This is a genomic window from Paenibacillus sp. FSL R5-0713 (genome assembly GCF_037973325.1).
In the GTDB taxonomy this organism is placed as follows: domain Bacteria; phylum Bacillota; class Bacilli; order Paenibacillales; family Paenibacillaceae; genus Paenibacillus.
On sequence record NZ_CP150229.1, the window covers coordinates 2403375 to 2420980 of the forward strand.

Consider the following 17606-nt stretch of genomic DNA (forward strand, 5'->3'; position numbering starts at 1 on the left):
AGAATGATGAAGCGATTATTGGGTTGAAGCAATATATCTTCGGCTCACTTCCTCGGCATGCTGACGAATCTCGCTCCGGAGTTTGAGGGGCTCGATCACTTCAGCCTCACGTCCCAATCGGTAAAAAAACCGTACGGCCCAGTCCCATTCTCCGGGTGGACAGAGAAATGCCAATTCCCAGAGATCTGGGGCAATTTCAATCATTTTTTCACCGATATGCTCGTCCTGTTCGGCTTCAACCATACCCCGATAACTCAGTCGTACTCTAACCAGAGTTGGCGGTTGTTCGGGAGGGATCGGCTTGTTGCGCTGTTGCTCTGCCTGTTCGCTTAACGCCTGTTCATCCTGTGGCTCGATCGCCTTGACATCCATTATTCGATCGACCCGGAACAGACGCTGTTCACCATGTTCGATCGAATATGCTTCACAATACCAGAAGCCGGAGGAAGCATATACCCGTGTGGGACAGATATGCAGCCATCGCATACGTGATACGGAGCGGTACAGCACACTTAACCATCCTTGTTCAGGTATACAGGCCAGCAATGGATCGAGGTGATGAAGGATGTAATTGCGATCTGGAATGTGATGATGCAGTTGTTTGAGCATGGGATCAATTCGGGCCATGATACCATCTGGAATAATGGCTTTAACTTTGTTCATCAGAGTCCAGCGTTTCTCATGAAAGGGCGTGTCAGCGTAGCGACTCAGACCCTCAAGAGCGAATATGAGCGTCGCTGCCTCTACCGGGTCCAGTTGTAATGGGGGCAATACATAACCTTCCATTAAACTAAAACCACCTCCCGGACCCGAAATGGCAATAATGGGCACATTCATCTCGGAGAGGGACTGAATATCCCGGAGGATTGTACGACGGGAAACTTCGAATTTCTCACCTAATGAGTGTGCCGTTTCGTGACCATGCTGTAGTGCCATTACGATGGCAGCAAGCCGATTTGTTCTGTTCATGTCAGCCACTCCGTTTCGATCTTTGCGCCGCCGGAAAGTGATGTCGTAGTTATACTTACTATTGTAACAACGAATAAGTGACATCATGAGTGTCACCAATATTTCAGCTGTTCATCATTTTATGATAGATCAGCAACAGGGTTTACAAGCAAGTTCCGGCAGGCATTGTTAAAATGTATGTCTCGTCCAATTCGCTTTGCAATGTGATATTTCCTTCTATTAATTAAACCACAGATCATGCCAAAAACCCGTATCAAGTGTGAACGGATACGGGAAGTAGCAGCTTATAGATTGCAGAAGAGGATAAAGGTATGAAAATTATACCACTATCCTTGCTGAACACAATAACAAGCACAAAAGGAATAAATATGTGACACTTTGTATCACGGGTATTTCTGCCACATGATGTGCTTCCAATGATTCGAATGAAGCGAAATTACTTATTTCATTTCGAGCAATTGCACCCCGCGGGCCTCAATCTCAACCTTTCCCGACAGTTCGCGTTGGGTGAGCAGATCATGAGCCTGGGCTGTACCGAGATCATAGGATTGCGTAGTTGCGTTATGGTTCATGACAAACAGGTAAGGTTTGCCGTCTTTGGTACGTGCGCTTACTTCAACACCTTCCGGTGTCTCAAGCAAGGACTCTACATTCTTGGCTGCTGCAAGCTGTCCCAGCAAACCATCCAGGAAGTGTTCATCCGGGTCGGATGCAACGTACCAGGCTTCACCTTGGCCAAAGGTATTCCGTGTCACCACAGGCATGCCTTTATAAAAGTCGTCTCCATACTCCGCGATGACTTCGGCTCCTTCACCGTGCAGCAGGTCACACAGCATGCCGCAGCCATATTCTCCTTTGAGATCGCCGTAGGCTTCTTTGAGAACAATGCGATTCTTTTGCTCAGGTAGCAGGGCATCAATCTCCTCCACCCAGATACCGAGCAGTTTACGGAGTTCTCCCGGATATCCACCTGTGGTTACGAGATCGTTCTCATTCACAATGCCACTGAAGAAGGTCGTCAGGAACGTTCCACCTGCTTCAACATACTTCTCCAATTTGGCGGCAAACCCTGGTTTAACCATGTAAAGGACAGGGGCAAGGACAATGTCGTATTTGCTCATATCCGTATCCACACTGATGATATCTACTTGTATGTTGCGGCGGAAGAAGGCTGCATAATATTTATGGATCTGATCCACATAGTTCAGGGCAACTGTAGGTCCGCTTGATTTTTCAATGGCCCACCAGTTATCCCAGTCGAACACAATCGCTACTTTGGATTCAACAGATGCATCCAGCGTGGTATCACCAAGGATCTGCAATTCCTTGCCGAGCTCAGCGACTTCGCGGAATACACGTGTATTCTCATGTCCAGCATGTTCGATAACTGCACCATGATACTTCTCACAGGCACCGATGGAGCGGCGAAGCTGGAAGAACATGATGGTATCGGCCCCGTGCGCAACAGATTGATAACTCCACAGACGCATGACACCTGGACGTTTCAGCGAATTATACGGCTGCCAGTTCTGCTGACTTGGTGTTTGTTCCATAAGCATGAACGGTTGACCATCCTTCAATCCGCGCATAAGGTCATGAGCCATGGCCGTGAAGCTGACAGGTGTTGCGAGACCGGGATAGCTGTCCCAGGAGACGATATCCATATGTTTTGCCCATTTGAAATAGTCCAATTGCTTGAAGAAGCCCATCAGATTGGTCGTCACAACGGAGTCCGGAATGTGTTTTTTGATCGCATCGTACTCTAACAGATAACAATCCAGCATGCTGTCGGAATTAAAGCGAGAGTAGTCCAGCGAGATTCCCTGGAATGTTGAATTGTTGTTCCCCCAATGTTCGCTCAGGTTGCTTGGAAGTACAATCTCGTCCCAATCGTAGAAGGTATGCCCCCAGAAATTCGTGTTCCATGCTTGGTTGACCCGTTCCAGAGTCTGATAACGTTCCTTCAGATACACGCGGAATGCTTTCTCACAGTTATCACAGTAACAATCACCGCCATATTCATTGGAGATGTGCCATACGAGAACTGCGGGGTGATCCTTGTATCGTTCGGCCAGTTTATCTGCAATCTTCTCAGCGTATTTGCGATAGGTTGGGCTGTTGGGACAGGAATTATGTCGCCCGCCGAATTTGCGTTTGCGTCCGTCAGCATCTACACGAAGCACGTCTGGATATTTCTTCGCCATCCAGGCCGGATGGGCAGCCGTACTCGTTGCAAGGCATATATAGACACCATTCTCATATAGACGATTAATCAGTTGGTCGAGTTCTTCAAAACGGTAAGTAACTTCATCAGGCTGAATCAATGCCCATGAGAATACGTTGATCGTGGCAATATCAATGCCTGCCAATTGGAACATGCGCAGGTCTTCAAGGTGGGTTTCGTGATCCCACTGTTCCGGGTTATAATCGCCGCCGTAGAACATTTTGGGTAGTTTGCTGCTAATCAATGTGTTCACCTCTTGTATAAGAATAATCCTATACTATATGATACATATGACTTTTAAAATATAATAAAAGTAATGACTCATATAAGAATACGGAAGTCTAATTCAGCCTATACCTAAGGAGGCATCCCATGTTTATCTCACCCCGACATCAACGATATTTCATGACATCACGTGATCAGCCGCTGCCTCTTTATATTGAGAGTCTGGGTTATAACGGCAATCAGGAGAAGGTGTCCAGACCTGCGGGGTATCCCTGTTATCACTGGCTTCAGACCGTGAAGGGAGCCGGAGAATTCAAGTTTGCTGGGTCCACGGTCATACTGGGGGAAGCATCCGGTATTTTGCTGCCTCCGAATGAACCGCATGAATATGTGCGCGCTCAGGGGGAGTGGGAGACACTATACATTACATTTGGCGGTTCGCAGTGTCCGGCAATCATGGAGTCACTTGGTCTGGGTGAAGCGGCATTCCATCAGTGGGAGAAGGGCAGACCATTTAACAATTACGGCCAGGAGGTACTGGAGTCAATCAGCAGTGATCAAGATTTGTCGGGACTCGAAGCGTCAGCGGATATATACCGATTTCTGATTATGCTCAAAAAACATGGTATGACGGGCAATCGTCATTCCATCTCACATGCCGTGGAGAGATTGGCCCCACTCATTGCATTCATGGAGCAGCATTATGGGAATCCCGAGATTGGGCTTGAACATATGGCTGCCGTTACGGGGATCTCATCCAGGCATTTGAACACCTTGTTCAAACAGTCTTTTGGCATGACAGCCTATAGTTATTTCATTCTGCTGCGTATTCGCAAAGCCAAGGAAATCATGACAGGTGATACTGCCCTGACGATTAAGGAAACTGCAATTCGGGTTGGCTTTCGGGATTCAAGCCATTTTGTTGCTACTTTTCGCAGGATTGAGGGAGTGACTCCCGAACAGTTCCGTAATTTGTACTAACTTGTACTCAAATGATTAAAAAGTGATGCCAGGAAGGTATTGATGCATGAGGGTCATTGCCGTTATGATGGTATCGATTCCTGAGATTCGAAAACGTTTAAACGGACACTTAGTATCCGTTCTACTTGGAGAGGATGATTGAAGATGACAACCACGATACCCTTATGGGATCATGCTGCACCTTATGCAGCGCAGGGTCATGAAGACGACATGCCACATTTGATTCCATTTATTCAGCCCGGTTCCGAGAGCGCTGTCATTGTATGCCCTGGTGGTGGCTATGGATTTTTGGCTGATCATGAAGGTGCTCCAATAGCCGAATTGCTGAACCGTGCAGGCATCAGTGCATTTGTCCTGAAATATCGGGTGGCACCTCACCAGCATCCAGCACCGATAACAGATGGTCAGCGTGCCATACGTTATGTTCGTGCGCATGCCGAGCAGTACGGCATCAATCCTGCCAAGATTGCAGTACTTGGTTTCTCCGCAGGAGGACATCTTGCAGCAACACTGGGAACGCTGTATGACGAGGGACAACACGATCATGAGGATCGTATTGAACGCCAGAGTTCACGCCCGGACCGGGTTATTCTCTGTTATCCGGTCATTACGATGGAGTCCTATGGACATGCCGGTTCCCGTGAAAATCTGCTTGGATCTGACGCGTCTGCCGAGCAGATTAAAGCTTTCAGCGCGGAGCAGCAGGTGAGAGCGGATGCTCCTGAAGCGTTCATCTGGCACACCAGTGATGATCAGGCAGTACCTGTAGAGAATAGCTTGCGTTATGCACTGGCATTGGGTGCGCATGGCATTCCTTATGACTTGCATGTTTTTGAAAAGGGCTCACATGGACTTGGATTGGCTGAGGACAACCCAGCCGTTCGGGTATGGTCGGATCTATGCTTGACATGGCTTAAGAACCAAGGCTGGTAATTATATTAGCGCTTTAGAGCGAAGGAGTAAATGACAATGAAATTGCAGAAAAATGATAAGCTTCTGTTTATCGGAGATTCGATCACAGACTGTGGTCGGGAACATCCTGTAGGCGAAGGAAGTTCAGGTCTGGGCCATGGTTATGTAGCGCAAGTCTATGCCCTGTTGCGATCCATCTATCCGGAATTGATGTTGCGTGTCCAGAATGTGGGTAATAGTGGGAATACGATTCGTGATCTGAAACAGCGCTGGGATCGTGATGTGCTGGACCTTAAACCGGATTGGCTCACAATCATGATCGGTATTAACGATGTATGGCGTCAGTTTGATAACCCACTCTCAACAGACTCCCATGTGTTTCTTGAAGAATACGAATCCACATTGCGTGAACTGGTGGCTTCGGTTCGTCCCAACCTAAAAGGACTGGTATTGATGACGCCTTATTACCTTGAGGCCAATCCGGAAGATCCGATGCGGGCCACGATGGATATCTACGGAGAAGCGGTACGCAGGGTTGCCAGCGAGTATGATGCGGTGTATGTGGATACACAGGCTGCATTTGCTCCATTTTGGGATCATTTCTATACGTCTGTGCTGACTTATGACCGAGTACATCCGGATGCAACGGGCCATATGGTACTGTCCAAAGCATTTTTGGATGCCATCGGATTCGAATGGTCGGGCGGCGTCAAATCTTAAAAAGGACGTGATGGCATGAGCAATGTAACTATTGCAGTACAAACCCCCGCATTGCTGGGGGAAGGGCCGAGCTGGGATGCGGAGAACAATCGATTATTGTGGGTAGATATTGAAAGTTTCAAGGTGCATGTGTATGATCCGGCTACAGGTCAGGATCAAGCTTATGATGTGGGTGAACATGTCGGCGCGGTTGTTCCGTATCGGGGTGACGAGGTTGTGGTTGCATTACGCAGTGGGTTTCATACGTTTCACCTGATTACGGGTGAGCTGCATGCCATTGAGGACCCCGAACAAGATAAGGATACCAATCGGTTTAATGATGGCAAGTGTGATGCAAAGGGCCGTTTCTGGGCAGGCACGATGAGCATGAATAATGAAAGCAAAGCCGGATCATTGTATTGTTTGGAGGAAGGACAACCTGTTCGCACGATGGTACAAGGTGTATCTACATCCAACGGTCTGGGTTGGAGTCCGGACCGGAAGACCATGTATTATATTGATACTCCTACACGTTCGATTGACCGGTTTGATTTTGATCTGACAGCAGGTACGATACAGAATCGGACAAGTGTCATTCATATACCGGAGGAATTCGGTTTTCCGGATGGCATGACGGTTGATGGTGAGGGCATGCTGTGGGTTGCACATTGGGGCGGAGGAAGAATCACTCGCTGGAACCCGGATACATCTGAACTGTTGCAACAGATTGATATACCGGCAGATCAGGTAACCTCCTGCTGTTTTGGCGGACCCGATCTCGAAGAACTTTACATTACAACAGCACGTATAGGGATTAAGGAAGAACGTCTGAAAGCGACGCCGGATGCGGGTTCACTGTTTGTCGTCAGACCGGGAGTTAAAGGTCAGGAGACTCATGCCTATGGTAGCTCGAAATAAACAGGTGCCAATCATGTAGTGAACTTCTGTCTGGTCGGCCAGGTAAGAAATGATTCATTTTGTACTCTTATATAAAATATAACATGTCGAAAGGTGCTGTTCTAACAGCATCTTTTTTTATTGTACAGACAAGTTTAAACACTAAAAATATTTTACAAAAAACGATTTCGACAGAGGGGTTTTTGAATTTCCATCGAATGTTATTTATTGAAAGTATTATCCATATAACCGTGAATTAAGAATGATTATGTAAGCGCTTAACAATAAGGCTGGAGGGAGGTGAGACTTCTTGTATCAAGGGATGCATTGATTCGTCTGGCACGCCATCATCAGCACGATGAGACAGCGGGGATAGACCAAAATGCAGTAACAAAGTTAAAGAGGAGGATAAGTTGATATGAGAACGTTTATGGGGAAATTACGAATCATGAGCCTGACAGTTGCTGTAGTAACTGCTTCGCTGGGAGGACTTGCTGGAACTACATCGGCGGCGCCGAGTGACGCCTATGAGTGGAAAAATGTGGTGACAGGTGCAGGAGGCGGGTTTGTACCGGGTATTATTTTCAACGAATCTGAAAAGGATCTGATCTATGCCCGTACGGATATCGGGGGAGCCTATCGCTGGAATGCGGATGACGAGAGCTGGATACCCTTAACGGATTTTGTTGGCTGGGATGACTGGAACAAGAATGGTGTGGACGCACTGGCTACGGACCCGGTTGATCCTGATCGCGTGTATATGGCAGTTGGGACGTATACGAACTCGTGGGACCAAAATAATGGTTCCATCTTGCGTTCTTCGGATCGGGGAGATACATGGCAGACTACAACACTTCCGTTCAAAGTGGGCGGTAACATGCCAGGACGTTCGATGGGCGAACGCTTGAGCGTGGATCCGAATGATAACCGTATCCTGTATTTCGGTGCACGAAGTGGTCATGGTTTATGGAAAAGTACTGATTACGGTGTGACCTGGAACGAAGTCACAAGCTTCCCGAATCCGGGGAATTATGTGCAAGACCCTTCGAATGAGTATACCAGTGACATCGTAGGCCTGGCATGGATTACGTTTGACAAAACAACAGGTTCGGCAGGGCAGGCAACCCAGACTATCTATGTGGGTGTTGCGGATAAAGCTCAGAGTGTATATAGAAGTACGAATGGCGGCCTGACCTGGTCAGCTGTTGCGGGTCAACCAACAGGTTATATCCCGCATCATGGTGTGTTTGATTCAGATGGAAGCCTCTATATTACGTACAGCGATGGTGTTGGACCCTATGATGGGACAAAAGGTGACGTTTGGAAACTGAACACGTCAACAGGTGTCTGGACCAACATCAGCCCTGTTCCAAGCAGCAGCACGGATAATTATTTTGGATATGGCGGATTGGCTGTCGATGCCCAGAATCCCGGTACATTGATGGTTGCGACATTGAATTCCTGGTGGCCTGATGCCACGTTGTTCCGCAGTACAGATGGGGGAGCGACATGGACACGCATATGGGAATTTGATGGATATCCGAACCGGAAGTTACGGTATACACAGGATATTTCGGCAGCGCCATGGCTCACATTTGGCACGAATCCTGCCCCACCCGAAACTACTCCAAAACTGGGCTGGATGATCGGTGATCTGGAGATTGATCCGTTTGATTCGGATCGCATGATGTATGGAACAGGTGCTACGATCTATGGAACAAAGAACCTGACAGACTGGGATGATGACGAAAAAATCAATATTTCAGTGATGGCTAAAGGTGTTGAAGAGATTGCAGTACTGGATCTGATCAGCCCGCCAAGTGGTGCACATTTGGTAAGCGGATTGGGGGATGTCTCCGGATTCCGTCATAACAATCTGGACCAGGCGCCAGCGACCATATTTACGAGTCCGAACTATCCTTCCACAGAAAGTCTGGATTTTGCAGAGTTAAGTCCGAATACGATGGTTCGCGTAGGGAAAGCAGATTATGCTGCCGATCCAAATGCAAGATCCATTGGTTTGTCCAGTGATGGAGGCACGACATGGTATAAAGCAAATGCAGAACCTGCCGGCACAACCGGAGGGGGGACTGTAGCCATCTCTGCAGATGGTAACCGACTGGTATGGAGTACGTCAGACAAAGGTGTACATTACTCGACTGGTGGCAATTCCTGGACGGCAAGTACGGGGATACCTGCCCAGGCGAAAGTGGTTTCAGATCGTGTCAACCCTAACAAATTCTATGGATTCGCAGCGGGCAAAATCTATGTGAGTGTGAATGGTGGCGCTACCTTCACGGCATCATCTGCGACCGGACTTCCAGTGGAAGGAAATGCCGATCTGGATGCCGTTCCAGGTGTTGAAGGTGAACTATGGTTTGCAGGTGGTAGTGAGGAAGCAGGTCCTTACGGATTGTGGCATTCCACGGATTCAGGAGCGACATTCACGAAGCTTGCCAATGTAGAGGAAGCAGACAGTATCGGATTTGGTAAAGCGGCCCCTGGGCAGAACGTTGTTGCGTTATATACGGTTGCACAGATCGATGGAACACGTGGATTCTTCCGCTCCGATGACGGTGGGGCTAATTGGGTTCGTATCAACGATGATCAGCATCAGTATGCTCGTGTAACCACAATTACAGGTGATCCACGTTTGTATGGCAGAGTATATCTCGGAACGAATGGCCGCGGAATTTTGTATGCTGACCGTGTTGGAGGTAACAATGGCGGAGGAGACGGCGGGGGTACAACACCAGTAACCAACTCTGCAATTACACCAGTTACAGCCGAATTTGATCGCAAAGCCGGTAATCAGGTTGATATTCCAGTCACGTTAACGCTGAACGGCAATACACTTGTATCCATTCGTAATGGGAATGCAACGCTGGTTTCGGGTACAGATTACACGTTAACAGGCAATGAGGTCGTATTGAGTAAAAATTATCTGGCTTCCCTGCCAAATGGCGCAGCGGCACTAACCTTTCAATTCAGCGCAGGCGCTCATGCTACCTTGAATCTGCTCATCAAAGACACGACAGCTGCACCAGCTGGAACCATCCGCATTGAAATGTTTAATAGCAACACATCGGCAACGGGCAACTCCATCAGCCCCAAATTCAAACTGACGAATACGGGCACTACAGCATTGGATCTGTCTGATGTGAAAATCAGATACTATTACACGATAAACGGTGAACAGCCTCAGAACTTCTTCGCTGACTGGGCGACAGCCGGCAGTTCGAATGTAACAGGTACATTCAGTGCACTCAATCCAGTACGGACGGGTGCCGATCACGTGCTTGAGATCGGCTTCACAGCTTCGGCTGGAATATTAAATGCAGGACAAAGCACGGAAATCCATACTCGCATCTCCAAGAGCAATTGGACCAACTATACGCAAACGGATGATTATTCTTTTGCAGGCAGTCAGACCGCCTATACGGAGTGGTCCAAAGTCACGGGTTATATCGCGGGAAGTCTCCAGTGGGGAATTGAACCATAAGGGATAGATTTAACATAATAAAAGATTGAAAATAGGGGTCCTGATTCGCCAAATGATCGAAAGGCGATTCAGGACTTCTTATTTTGTCGAAATATAGTGTAAACTATAGATAGTTACCATTGAATATACGATCGTTTTAGGATATAAAAAGATGTACAATCAATTTAATTTTAATGTAACCGCTAACACTGGAAAGTGTTTATAACCGATATATAATAAGTTGGTATAGCCTGTACAGATATAGAGGAAAGATTAGACAAGGGGGTCGCGATCATGAACCGGTTGTGCAAGGTGCTGATTGTTGACGATGAGTTTCTGGTAAGGCAGGGCATAAAGCATCATATGAACTGGGAAGCAGAAGGATTTATCATTGTGGGTGAAGCTTCCAACGGTGAAGAAGGTTTACAGCAGGTGAGCCTGTTAAAACCGGATATTGTGATTACCGACATTGTCATGCCTGTCATGGATGGTGAAACGTTTGTCCGTACACTAAAAGCCAATAATCCGCAGATTGAAGTTATTGTACTTAGCAGTTTCAGTGAGTTCGAATATGTACGATCTACGCTTCAGCACGGAGCAGCAGATTATATACTGAAACCGAAGCTGGACACGAATGAATTATTGCAGGTCCTTCAACGCACAGCGGGTAAAATTCCGGAGCTGCAGTTTGAGCCGTCGCACGATGGCTGGAGACTTGGACAGCTGATGGAGAAGATGTTATCCGGATTTACATTGGATGAAGATAGTGAAATGGCGATGATACGAGATACCTTTCCCCACAAATCCTTTCGTTTACTTGTATATGAACCGATGGATGCTGGAGGGAAGCGACTGAAGCTGGATCAGGAACAGATGGAATCCAGGCTCCGCAGTGATCTGCCTGAAGTGGAATGTGCTATGGTTCCGGCAGAGGGTACATTACCTGTGATGCTTCTTAATGTCGATCCCGCGAGAGATGGCTGGTTGGTTGAACGGATTAGACAGTTGGCGAGTGAAAAAGCTACAGGAGAAGGCGGTCCTGGTTGGGTACTTAGTGAAAGCTTTACTTCATTTGAACAGATGGGTGTTGTCTATCGCGAACGCCTGATTAAACTGATGGAATATCGCTTCTATTATAAGGATCGACCCATTCTGGTGTATGGTGAACTGCCTCCACTGCATCCCGCTGGTTATCAGTTTAATGTGAATATGTTCTTACAGCATGTGAAGCGTAACCGGGTCGAAACGGCAAGAGAGTATCTACAGGAACATGCGACAACCCTTGGACGGGATTATATTGCCGATGTGTTTGAGATCAAATCATTTCTCGGTAACTTGATCTTCAATGTGACCATTACCCTCGCGGATATGGATGTTCAGTCTTCCGGGTTGGAAGAGAGCAAATATACGTATTTCAAAAATGTGGACGGGGCTTCGAGTCTGGACGAAGTCATGACTGTACTTGATCAGTTTATGACGGAAGTTCAGGAGTGCACCGCCGGTGCAGGTGGAAAACGAAGTGACCCGAATATGAAGATGCTGCTGGATTATATGCATGAGCATTTTGACCAGCCACTCGGACTTGCTGAAGTAGCCAAGCACTTTCATTTCAATCCATCGTATTTATCCAGTTATTTTTCATCTCACAAAAAAGAAGGATTTAATGAATATCTGAATAAAATTCGGATTGAAAAAGCCGAGGAACTGCTGCGATCCGATGATGTAACGATCTCTGAAATTAGCAGTATGGTAGGCTATTCCGATCATAGTTATTTTTGCAAAGTGTTCAAAAAATTCACCGGACTATCACCAAGCCGATACCGGCGCAAATTCTGGGCATAAAGTCAGAAGGATAAGATCATGAAGAAATGGATGAACAGATTATCTCGTCTCGGTTTATTTCCCAAGTTGTTTCTGGTTATGGTCATCAGTATTGTTCTCGTCTCTGTACTCATCTTATGGACGACCATTCATATGTCTACCAATCTGTTTACCGAGACGTTCAGTATCACAAACTCCAAAGTGCTTAATCAGATCAAGACCAATTTTGAGTCTTTTAATGAATCGATTGCTGCGGTTACCAATAATGTAACTCAAAGTGGTGCCATTCGGGGATTTCTGTCTGAGGGGGATGCAGACTCAGTCTCAACGGCCAAATCTTTCTATAATATGCGTGAAACCATGAACCGGGTTCAAACCATTATCGAGTCATATGAAGTGGGGATTACCATTGTGGGTGTGAACGGACGAAGTTTTTCCACCAATCCGGCTTACATTAAGAAGACAGGAGATGAATTGAAGCAGGAGCCTATTACTAAAGAAGCGCTCGAGTCGCCGAGTCGGCTAATCTTTGACTATTACCGTGGTGATACCAGTGAAGGCGAACTGCAGATGATTTCTGCAACAAAGGCATTGACGGATCGAACAAGAAGTCATATATACGGGACACTTTATGTCACGATGAGAGAAGTGGAGTTCCAACAGTTCTATTCCAGTTTCACGAGTCGGGGTAATGATGTGGTCATTATGAACGAAAAGGGCGAAATCATATCTTCAAACCGTATGGACTGGATCGGAACAATTCAGCCGGAGCTACTCACATATGCTAAGGATTTGAGTGGGGACGCTTCGAAAAGTATTAATGCTCGTGTCATGGGGCAGGAGAGCATTGTTCTATCCGAGTATTTACCCTTTTATCGGTTTTACCTGATTAATGTGGTGGATAAAGATATGGCGATGGGGCAGCTCATTGACATGAAGACGGTTGCGTTGATCTGTACAGCGATCGTTATCGGTGCGCTTGTTCTGGTGTTTCTGATTACCAGCCAAATCACCAAATCTCTGCGCAGACTGGTGAAGCAGATGTCTAATATCACGAAAAGTGATCTGGATAACTACATACCGGTTAGTGGCAGTTACGAGAGTCGGCAACTGGGCCATGCGTACAACTACATGCTTGATGAATTGCATGATTATGTGGATCAATTAGTACAGACACAGCATGAACAACGAAACGCAGAGCTTGCGGCATTACAGAGTCAGATTAATCCTCATTTCTTGTACAATACACTTGCATCTGTCAAAGTGCTGGTGCAACAAGGCAACAAGGACAGGGCTGCGGATACCATTAATGCCTTGATTGGATTGCTGCAAAATACGATCAGTGATGTGAGTCAGACGGTTACAGTGGAGCAAGAAGTTGAGAATTTGAAAAATTATGTCTTCATTAATCACGTCAGATACGGTGGCCGAATTAAAGCAGCTTTTTACGTTGCTCCGGATTGTACACACTATCATATACCCAAACTGGTGATCCAGCCGTTTATCGAGAACGCATTTTTCCATGGATTTATCAAGAAAGACACGGGTACGATTCATGTCATGGTGTCCAGAGCAGGAGAATCACTTATCTGTGAGATTATGGATAATGGCGATGGTATTGAAGGATTTGTCATGGGAGAAACGTTGCCCAATCCGAAAAATAATCGTCAACTTTTCAGCGGGATCGGTATTCGCAATGTACATGACCGTATTGAGTTATTATATGGTTCGCCTTATGGTGTTACCATTATGAGTAAAGTCGGGGAAGGGACGAGAGTCACCGTTACACTGCCTTTAATCACGGGTTGAATTCTAGCCTGTTTCAATTAAATACGATTAAAATCAAGATCCCTCGTGGCTGTATTTTTGCAGAAACGGGGGATTTTGGTGTGTCAGAGTTGCAATGAAAACACATATTTGTACGATTTCAAGATCAAGATAATACAAAATCAAAAGAAATTACAAAAAACCAAATTTAATGCAAACGGTTTCTGTAAAGGTTTTCATTGTGGCAATAAGATGACAAATCCGCACAAAATTATTACTAACGAATGGAGATATGGGAATGATAAGATGAATACATCGAAAGCAACCGCTTTCAGAAAACGCAAACAAATTACACACAAAGAGGTCGAAGGGGAGTTGAACGTTTTGAAAAAAATGTGGGTATTGATGCTCGTTACAGTACTGCTGTTGTCCGCATGTTCATCCGGTGGTGGAGGTAATTCTGCCAGTGGTGGAGATGAAAAAACAAACGAAATTACGATCTGGGCTTGGGACAAAGCATTTAATGTCGCTGCTCTTGAACAAGCAAAAGAAATTTATCAAAAAGAAAATCCTGATTTGAAGATCAACATCATTGAGAATGCTCAAGATGCGATTATCCAGAAGCTGAACACAGGATTGAACTCTGGAACAAGCAGCGGTCTTCCAAACATTGTATTGATTGAAGACTATCGTGCACAAAGCTTCCTGAGTGCGTATCCGGATGCGTTTAAAGATTTGTCTTCTACAATTAAAGCTTCCGATTTTGCAGATTACAAAATTGGACCAACTTCTTATGAGGGCAAACAATATGGAGTTCCATTTGACTCCGGCGTAGCAGGTTTGTACTACAGAACGGATTTGCTGGAACAAGCGGGCTACAAGTCTGCTGACTTGCAAGACATCACTTGGGATGATTACATCCAAATCGGTAAAGATGTAAAAGCAAAAACAGGTAAAGAGCTGCTGTCTCTTGACCCGAATGATCTTGGAATCATTCGCATGATGATCCAAACAGCAGGAAAATGGTACACTGCAGAAGATGGCAAAACACCTGACATTAGCAGTAACCCTGCATTGAAAGAAGCTTTCGAAACGTACAAAAAAATGATGGATGCCAACATTGTTAAATTGCACTCTGACTGGAGTCAATTCGTTGCCAACGCCAATAACGGTAGCGTAGCAACAATTCCTACAGGTAACTGGTTCTCACCATCTGTACGTCAAGAAGCATCCCAATCCGGTAAATGGGCTGTAGCTCCAATGCCGAAAATGGCTGGTCAATCTAACTCTGTACATGCATCCAACTTGGGCGGTAGCTCCTGGTATGTTATGAACAATGTACCTGGTGCAGATCAAGCAGCTGACTTCATGGCTAAAACATTTGGTTCTGACAAACAATTGTACCAAGACTTGTTGACAAACATTGGTGCGATCGGTACGTACAAACCGGCTACTGATGGTGATGCGTACAACAAGCCAGATGAGTTCTTCAGCGGTCAAAAAATCTTCAGTGATTTCGCAAATTGGACCAAAGAAATTCCAAATGTAAACTATGGTAGCAACACATATGCAATTGAAGACATTCTGGTTGTTGAAATGCAAGCGTACCTGAATGGTAAATCAATTGATGAAGTTTTGGCTGAAGCACAAAAACAAGCTGAAGCACAATTAAACTAGGATACCCAAGGTAACTTATAGAACCCAAGGTAACTCGGAGCCGTCTCCCTTGTCTGGCGCAAGTCGAACCGGATAAGGCGAGAGGCTCTGTGGGTTCTATCCATGTTCCATGGAGAGAGAGAGGAGCCATACTGTGAAAGCCATAAATACAGGAGACAGTCTCCAAAAGAAAAGTAATTTGACTGGATGGGCTTTTGTTTTGCTGGCTGTTATCGGAATTGTAGCATTTTACTTTTATCCGATGATTCAAGCGCTGCTCTTATCATTCAAGTCTGGCAAAGGAGCCAATCTTGAATTTTCGGGCCTTGCGAACTACAAAAGATTGTTAGTTGATACAACGTTCCGCACAGCATTATCGAACACATTCATCTACTTGATCATTCAAGTGCCAGTAATGATTATTCTCGGTTTGTTTATTTCCGTATTGCTGAATGACAGCACACTGCGCTTCCGGAGTTTCTTCCGCACAGCCATTTTCTTGCCTTGTGTAACTTCATTGGTAGCCTATTCCGTTGTATTCAAATATTTGTTTGCACCTGATGGAATGGTCAATCAATTCTTGATGGGCTTGCACATTATTGGTGATCCAATTCAATGGATCACAGACCCGTTCTGGGCTAAAATTACGATCATAATCGCCGTTACTTGGCGTTGGACCGGATATAACATGATTTTCTATCTGTCATCTCTGCAGAACATCGATCAATCGATCTATGAAGCAGCCAAAATAGACGGAGCCAATGCATTCACCCAATTTTTCAAAATTACAGTTCCTTTGCTCAAACCCATTATCCTCTTCACATCGATCACATCAACGATTGGTACATTGCAAATCTTCGATGAGATTATGAATATTACCAAGGGTGGTCCAGGTAATGCGACCATGTCGATCTCACAGTATATCTACAACCTTTCGTTCAAATATTCACCGGACTTTGGATATGCAGCAACGGTTTCATATTCCATTGTAATTTTGATCATTGTATTGTCCATTATCCAGTTTAAAGTGGCAGGTGATAATAAAAATGGCTAAATTTAATGCAAAACGAATTTTCACTTATGTGTTCCTGTCCATCGTCGCTTTTGTATCCATTTTTCCATTCTTCTGGATGTTGGTCAGTTCAACGAATGCGTCTGTTGATGTAACCAAAGGCAGATTGTTACCGGGTTCGGCTTTCATTGATAACTTTAACAAACTGCTTGATTCGACAAATCTCGTGCAGGCTCTCGGGAACTCGGCTATTATCTCGATCGTCTCGACTGCTCTGGCGCTGTTGATTGGTTCCATGGCAGGTTATGGATTCGAGGTATTCCGTACGAAGTCCCGTGATATCGTGTTTAACATCCTGTTGTTATCCATGATGATCCCGTTTGCAGCAATCATGGTACCCCTGTATCGCATGTTTGCAACAATCTCGGGAGTTGCACCGGTTATCGGAATCAATACGATGGCAGCAGTTATCTTACCAACCATTGCAACAGCGTTCCTGATCTTCTTCTTCCGTCAGAACACCAAAATGTTCCCGAAAGACTTGCTGGAAGCTGGACGTATTGATGGTTTGAGCGAACTCGGCATCTTCCTGAAGATCTATATGCCAACAATGAAAACAACATATGCAGCGGCAGCAATTATTACATTCATGAGTAGCTGGAACAACTATCTGTGGCCACTCATTGTATTGCAAACGCCTGACCAACAAACGATTCCGCTATTGATCTCAAATCTTGGTGCTGGTTATGCTCCAGATTATGGAGTAATCATGACAGCGATCGTTATTGCAACACTACCTACAGCAATCGTATTCTTCATCATGCAGAAACATTTTGTTGCAGGTATGGTAGGTTCCGTGAAATAAGCATAACCGCATAATGCGTCCGTATCGGACGAGTGCAGGAAAGAGAAGAGGACGCCTGTCAGGCGTACCTCTGTCTTTTTTGTATTTTGTATGAATG

At 45.7% G+C, this 17606-nt stretch carries 12 protein-coding genes; 10 read left to right on the top strand and 2 right to left on the bottom strand.

Annotation, left to right across the window (positions count from 1 at the left end; genetic code table 11):
- Nucleotides 1–15: 15 nt before the first annotated feature.
- Both MKZ12_RS10950 and MKZ12_RS10955 read right to left on the bottom strand, forming a co-directional pair.
- Nucleotides 16–969, bottom strand: coding sequence for a WYL domain-containing protein (locus MKZ12_RS10950; RefSeq protein WP_339260375.1), 954 nt, complete (start codon nt 967–969; stop codon nt 16–18).
- A 440-nt stretch (nt 970–1409) separates the two neighbouring features.
- The gene (locus MKZ12_RS10955; RefSeq protein ID WP_339260376.1) at nt 1410–3437 is read right to left on the bottom strand and encodes a beta-galactosidase; all 2028 of its coding nucleotides are present in this window, start codon (nt 3435–3437) and stop codon (nt 1410–1412) included.
- Nucleotides 3438–3565: 128 nt separating this feature from the next.
- On the opposite strand from MKZ12_RS10955, the gene MKZ12_RS10960 reads away from it, so the two are divergent.
- The 10 genes from MKZ12_RS10960 to MKZ12_RS11005 all read left to right on the top strand — a co-directional run bounded on the left by MKZ12_RS10960 (nt 3566) and on the right by MKZ12_RS11005 (nt 17509).
- Nucleotides 3566–4399, top strand: a complete 834-nt coding sequence (locus MKZ12_RS10960; protein WP_339260378.1) for an AraC family transcriptional regulator — start codon at nt 3566–3568, stop codon at nt 4397–4399.
- A 144-nt stretch (nt 4400–4543) separates the two neighbouring features.
- Nucleotides 4544–5332, top strand: coding sequence for an alpha/beta hydrolase (locus tag MKZ12_RS10965; RefSeq protein WP_339241484.1), 789 nt, complete (start codon nt 4544–4546; stop codon nt 5330–5332).
- Nucleotides 5333–5368: 36 nt separating this feature from the next.
- Nucleotides 5369–6031 (top strand): SGNH/GDSL hydrolase family protein, encoded by a 663-nt coding sequence (locus MKZ12_RS10970; RefSeq protein ID WP_339241486.1) that lies wholly within the window; start codon nt 5369–5371, stop codon nt 6029–6031.
- Between the two features lie 15 nt (nt 6032–6046).
- Nucleotides 6047–6928, top strand: coding sequence for an SMP-30/gluconolactonase/LRE family protein (locus MKZ12_RS10975; RefSeq protein WP_339260380.1), 882 nt, complete (start codon nt 6047–6049; stop codon nt 6926–6928).
- Nucleotides 6929–7355: 427 nt separating this feature from the next.
- On the top strand, nt 7356–10409 hold the full coding sequence (locus tag MKZ12_RS10980) for a X2-like carbohydrate binding domain-containing protein (protein WP_339261375.1): 3054 nt from the start codon (nt 7356–7358) through the stop codon (nt 10407–10409).
- A 273-nt stretch (nt 10410–10682) separates the two neighbouring features.
- Nucleotides 10683–12230 (top strand): response regulator transcription factor, encoded by a 1548-nt coding sequence (locus tag MKZ12_RS10985; RefSeq protein WP_339260382.1) that lies wholly within the window; start codon nt 10683–10685, stop codon nt 12228–12230.
- A gap of 18 nt (nt 12231–12248) precedes the next feature.
- Complete coding sequence (locus MKZ12_RS10990; protein ID WP_339260383.1) at nt 12249–14018, top strand: sensor histidine kinase; 1770 nt, start codon at nt 12249–12251, stop codon at nt 14016–14018.
- A 351-nt stretch (nt 14019–14369) separates the two neighbouring features.
- Nucleotides 14370–15653: an extracellular solute-binding protein gene (locus MKZ12_RS10995; protein WP_339261376.1), complete on the top strand. Its 1284-nt coding sequence runs from the start codon at nt 14370–14372 to the stop codon at nt 15651–15653.
- A 109-nt stretch (nt 15654–15762) separates the two neighbouring features.
- Nucleotides 15763–16686 (top strand): sugar ABC transporter permease, encoded by a 924-nt coding sequence (locus MKZ12_RS11000; protein ID WP_339260385.1) that lies wholly within the window; start codon nt 15763–15765, stop codon nt 16684–16686.
- Nucleotides 16679–17509, top strand: coding sequence for a carbohydrate ABC transporter permease (locus MKZ12_RS11005; RefSeq protein WP_339260387.1), 831 nt, complete (start codon nt 16679–16681; stop codon nt 17507–17509). The genes MKZ12_RS11000 and MKZ12_RS11005 overlap by 8 nt, the downstream gene beginning before the upstream one ends.
- Nucleotides 17510–17606: the final 97 nt, after the last annotated feature.

What these genes read in the sequence shown, in the direction of transcription:
- MKZ12_RS10950 (WP_339260375.1), bottom strand. Translation starts at nt 969, where the DNA reads ATGAACAGAACAAATCGGCTTGCTGCCATCGTAATGGCACTACAGCAT.
- MKZ12_RS10960 (WP_339260378.1), top strand. Translation starts at nt 3,566, where the DNA reads ATGTTTATCTCACCCCGACATCAACGATATTTCATGACATCACGTGAT.
- MKZ12_RS10965 (WP_339241484.1), top strand. Translation starts at nt 4,544, where the DNA reads ATGACAACCACGATACCCTTATGGGATCATGCTGCACCTTATGCAGCG.
- MKZ12_RS10970 (WP_339241486.1), top strand. Translation starts at nt 5,369, where the DNA reads ATGAAATTGCAGAAAAATGATAAGCTTCTGTTTATCGGAGATTCGATC.
- MKZ12_RS10975 (WP_339260380.1), top strand. Translation starts at nt 6,047, where the DNA reads ATGAGCAATGTAACTATTGCAGTACAAACCCCCGCATTGCTGGGGGAA.
- MKZ12_RS10980 (WP_339261375.1), top strand. Translation starts at nt 7,356, where the DNA reads ATGAGCCTGACAGTTGCTGTAGTAACTGCTTCGCTGGGAGGACTTGCT.
- MKZ12_RS10985 (WP_339260382.1), top strand. Translation starts at nt 10,683, where the DNA reads ATGAACCGGTTGTGCAAGGTGCTGATTGTTGACGATGAGTTTCTGGTA.
- MKZ12_RS10990 (WP_339260383.1), top strand. Translation starts at nt 12,249, where the DNA reads ATGAAGAAATGGATGAACAGATTATCTCGTCTCGGTTTATTTCCCAAG.
- MKZ12_RS10995 (WP_339261376.1), top strand. Translation starts at nt 14,370, where the DNA reads ATGTGGGTATTGATGCTCGTTACAGTACTGCTGTTGTCCGCATGTTCA.
- MKZ12_RS11000 (WP_339260385.1), top strand. Translation starts at nt 15,763, where the DNA reads ATGGAGAGAGAGAGGAGCCATACTGTGAAAGCCATAAATACAGGAGAC.
- MKZ12_RS11005 (WP_339260387.1), top strand. Translation starts at nt 16,679, where the DNA reads ATGGCTAAATTTAATGCAAAACGAATTTTCACTTATGTGTTCCTGTCC.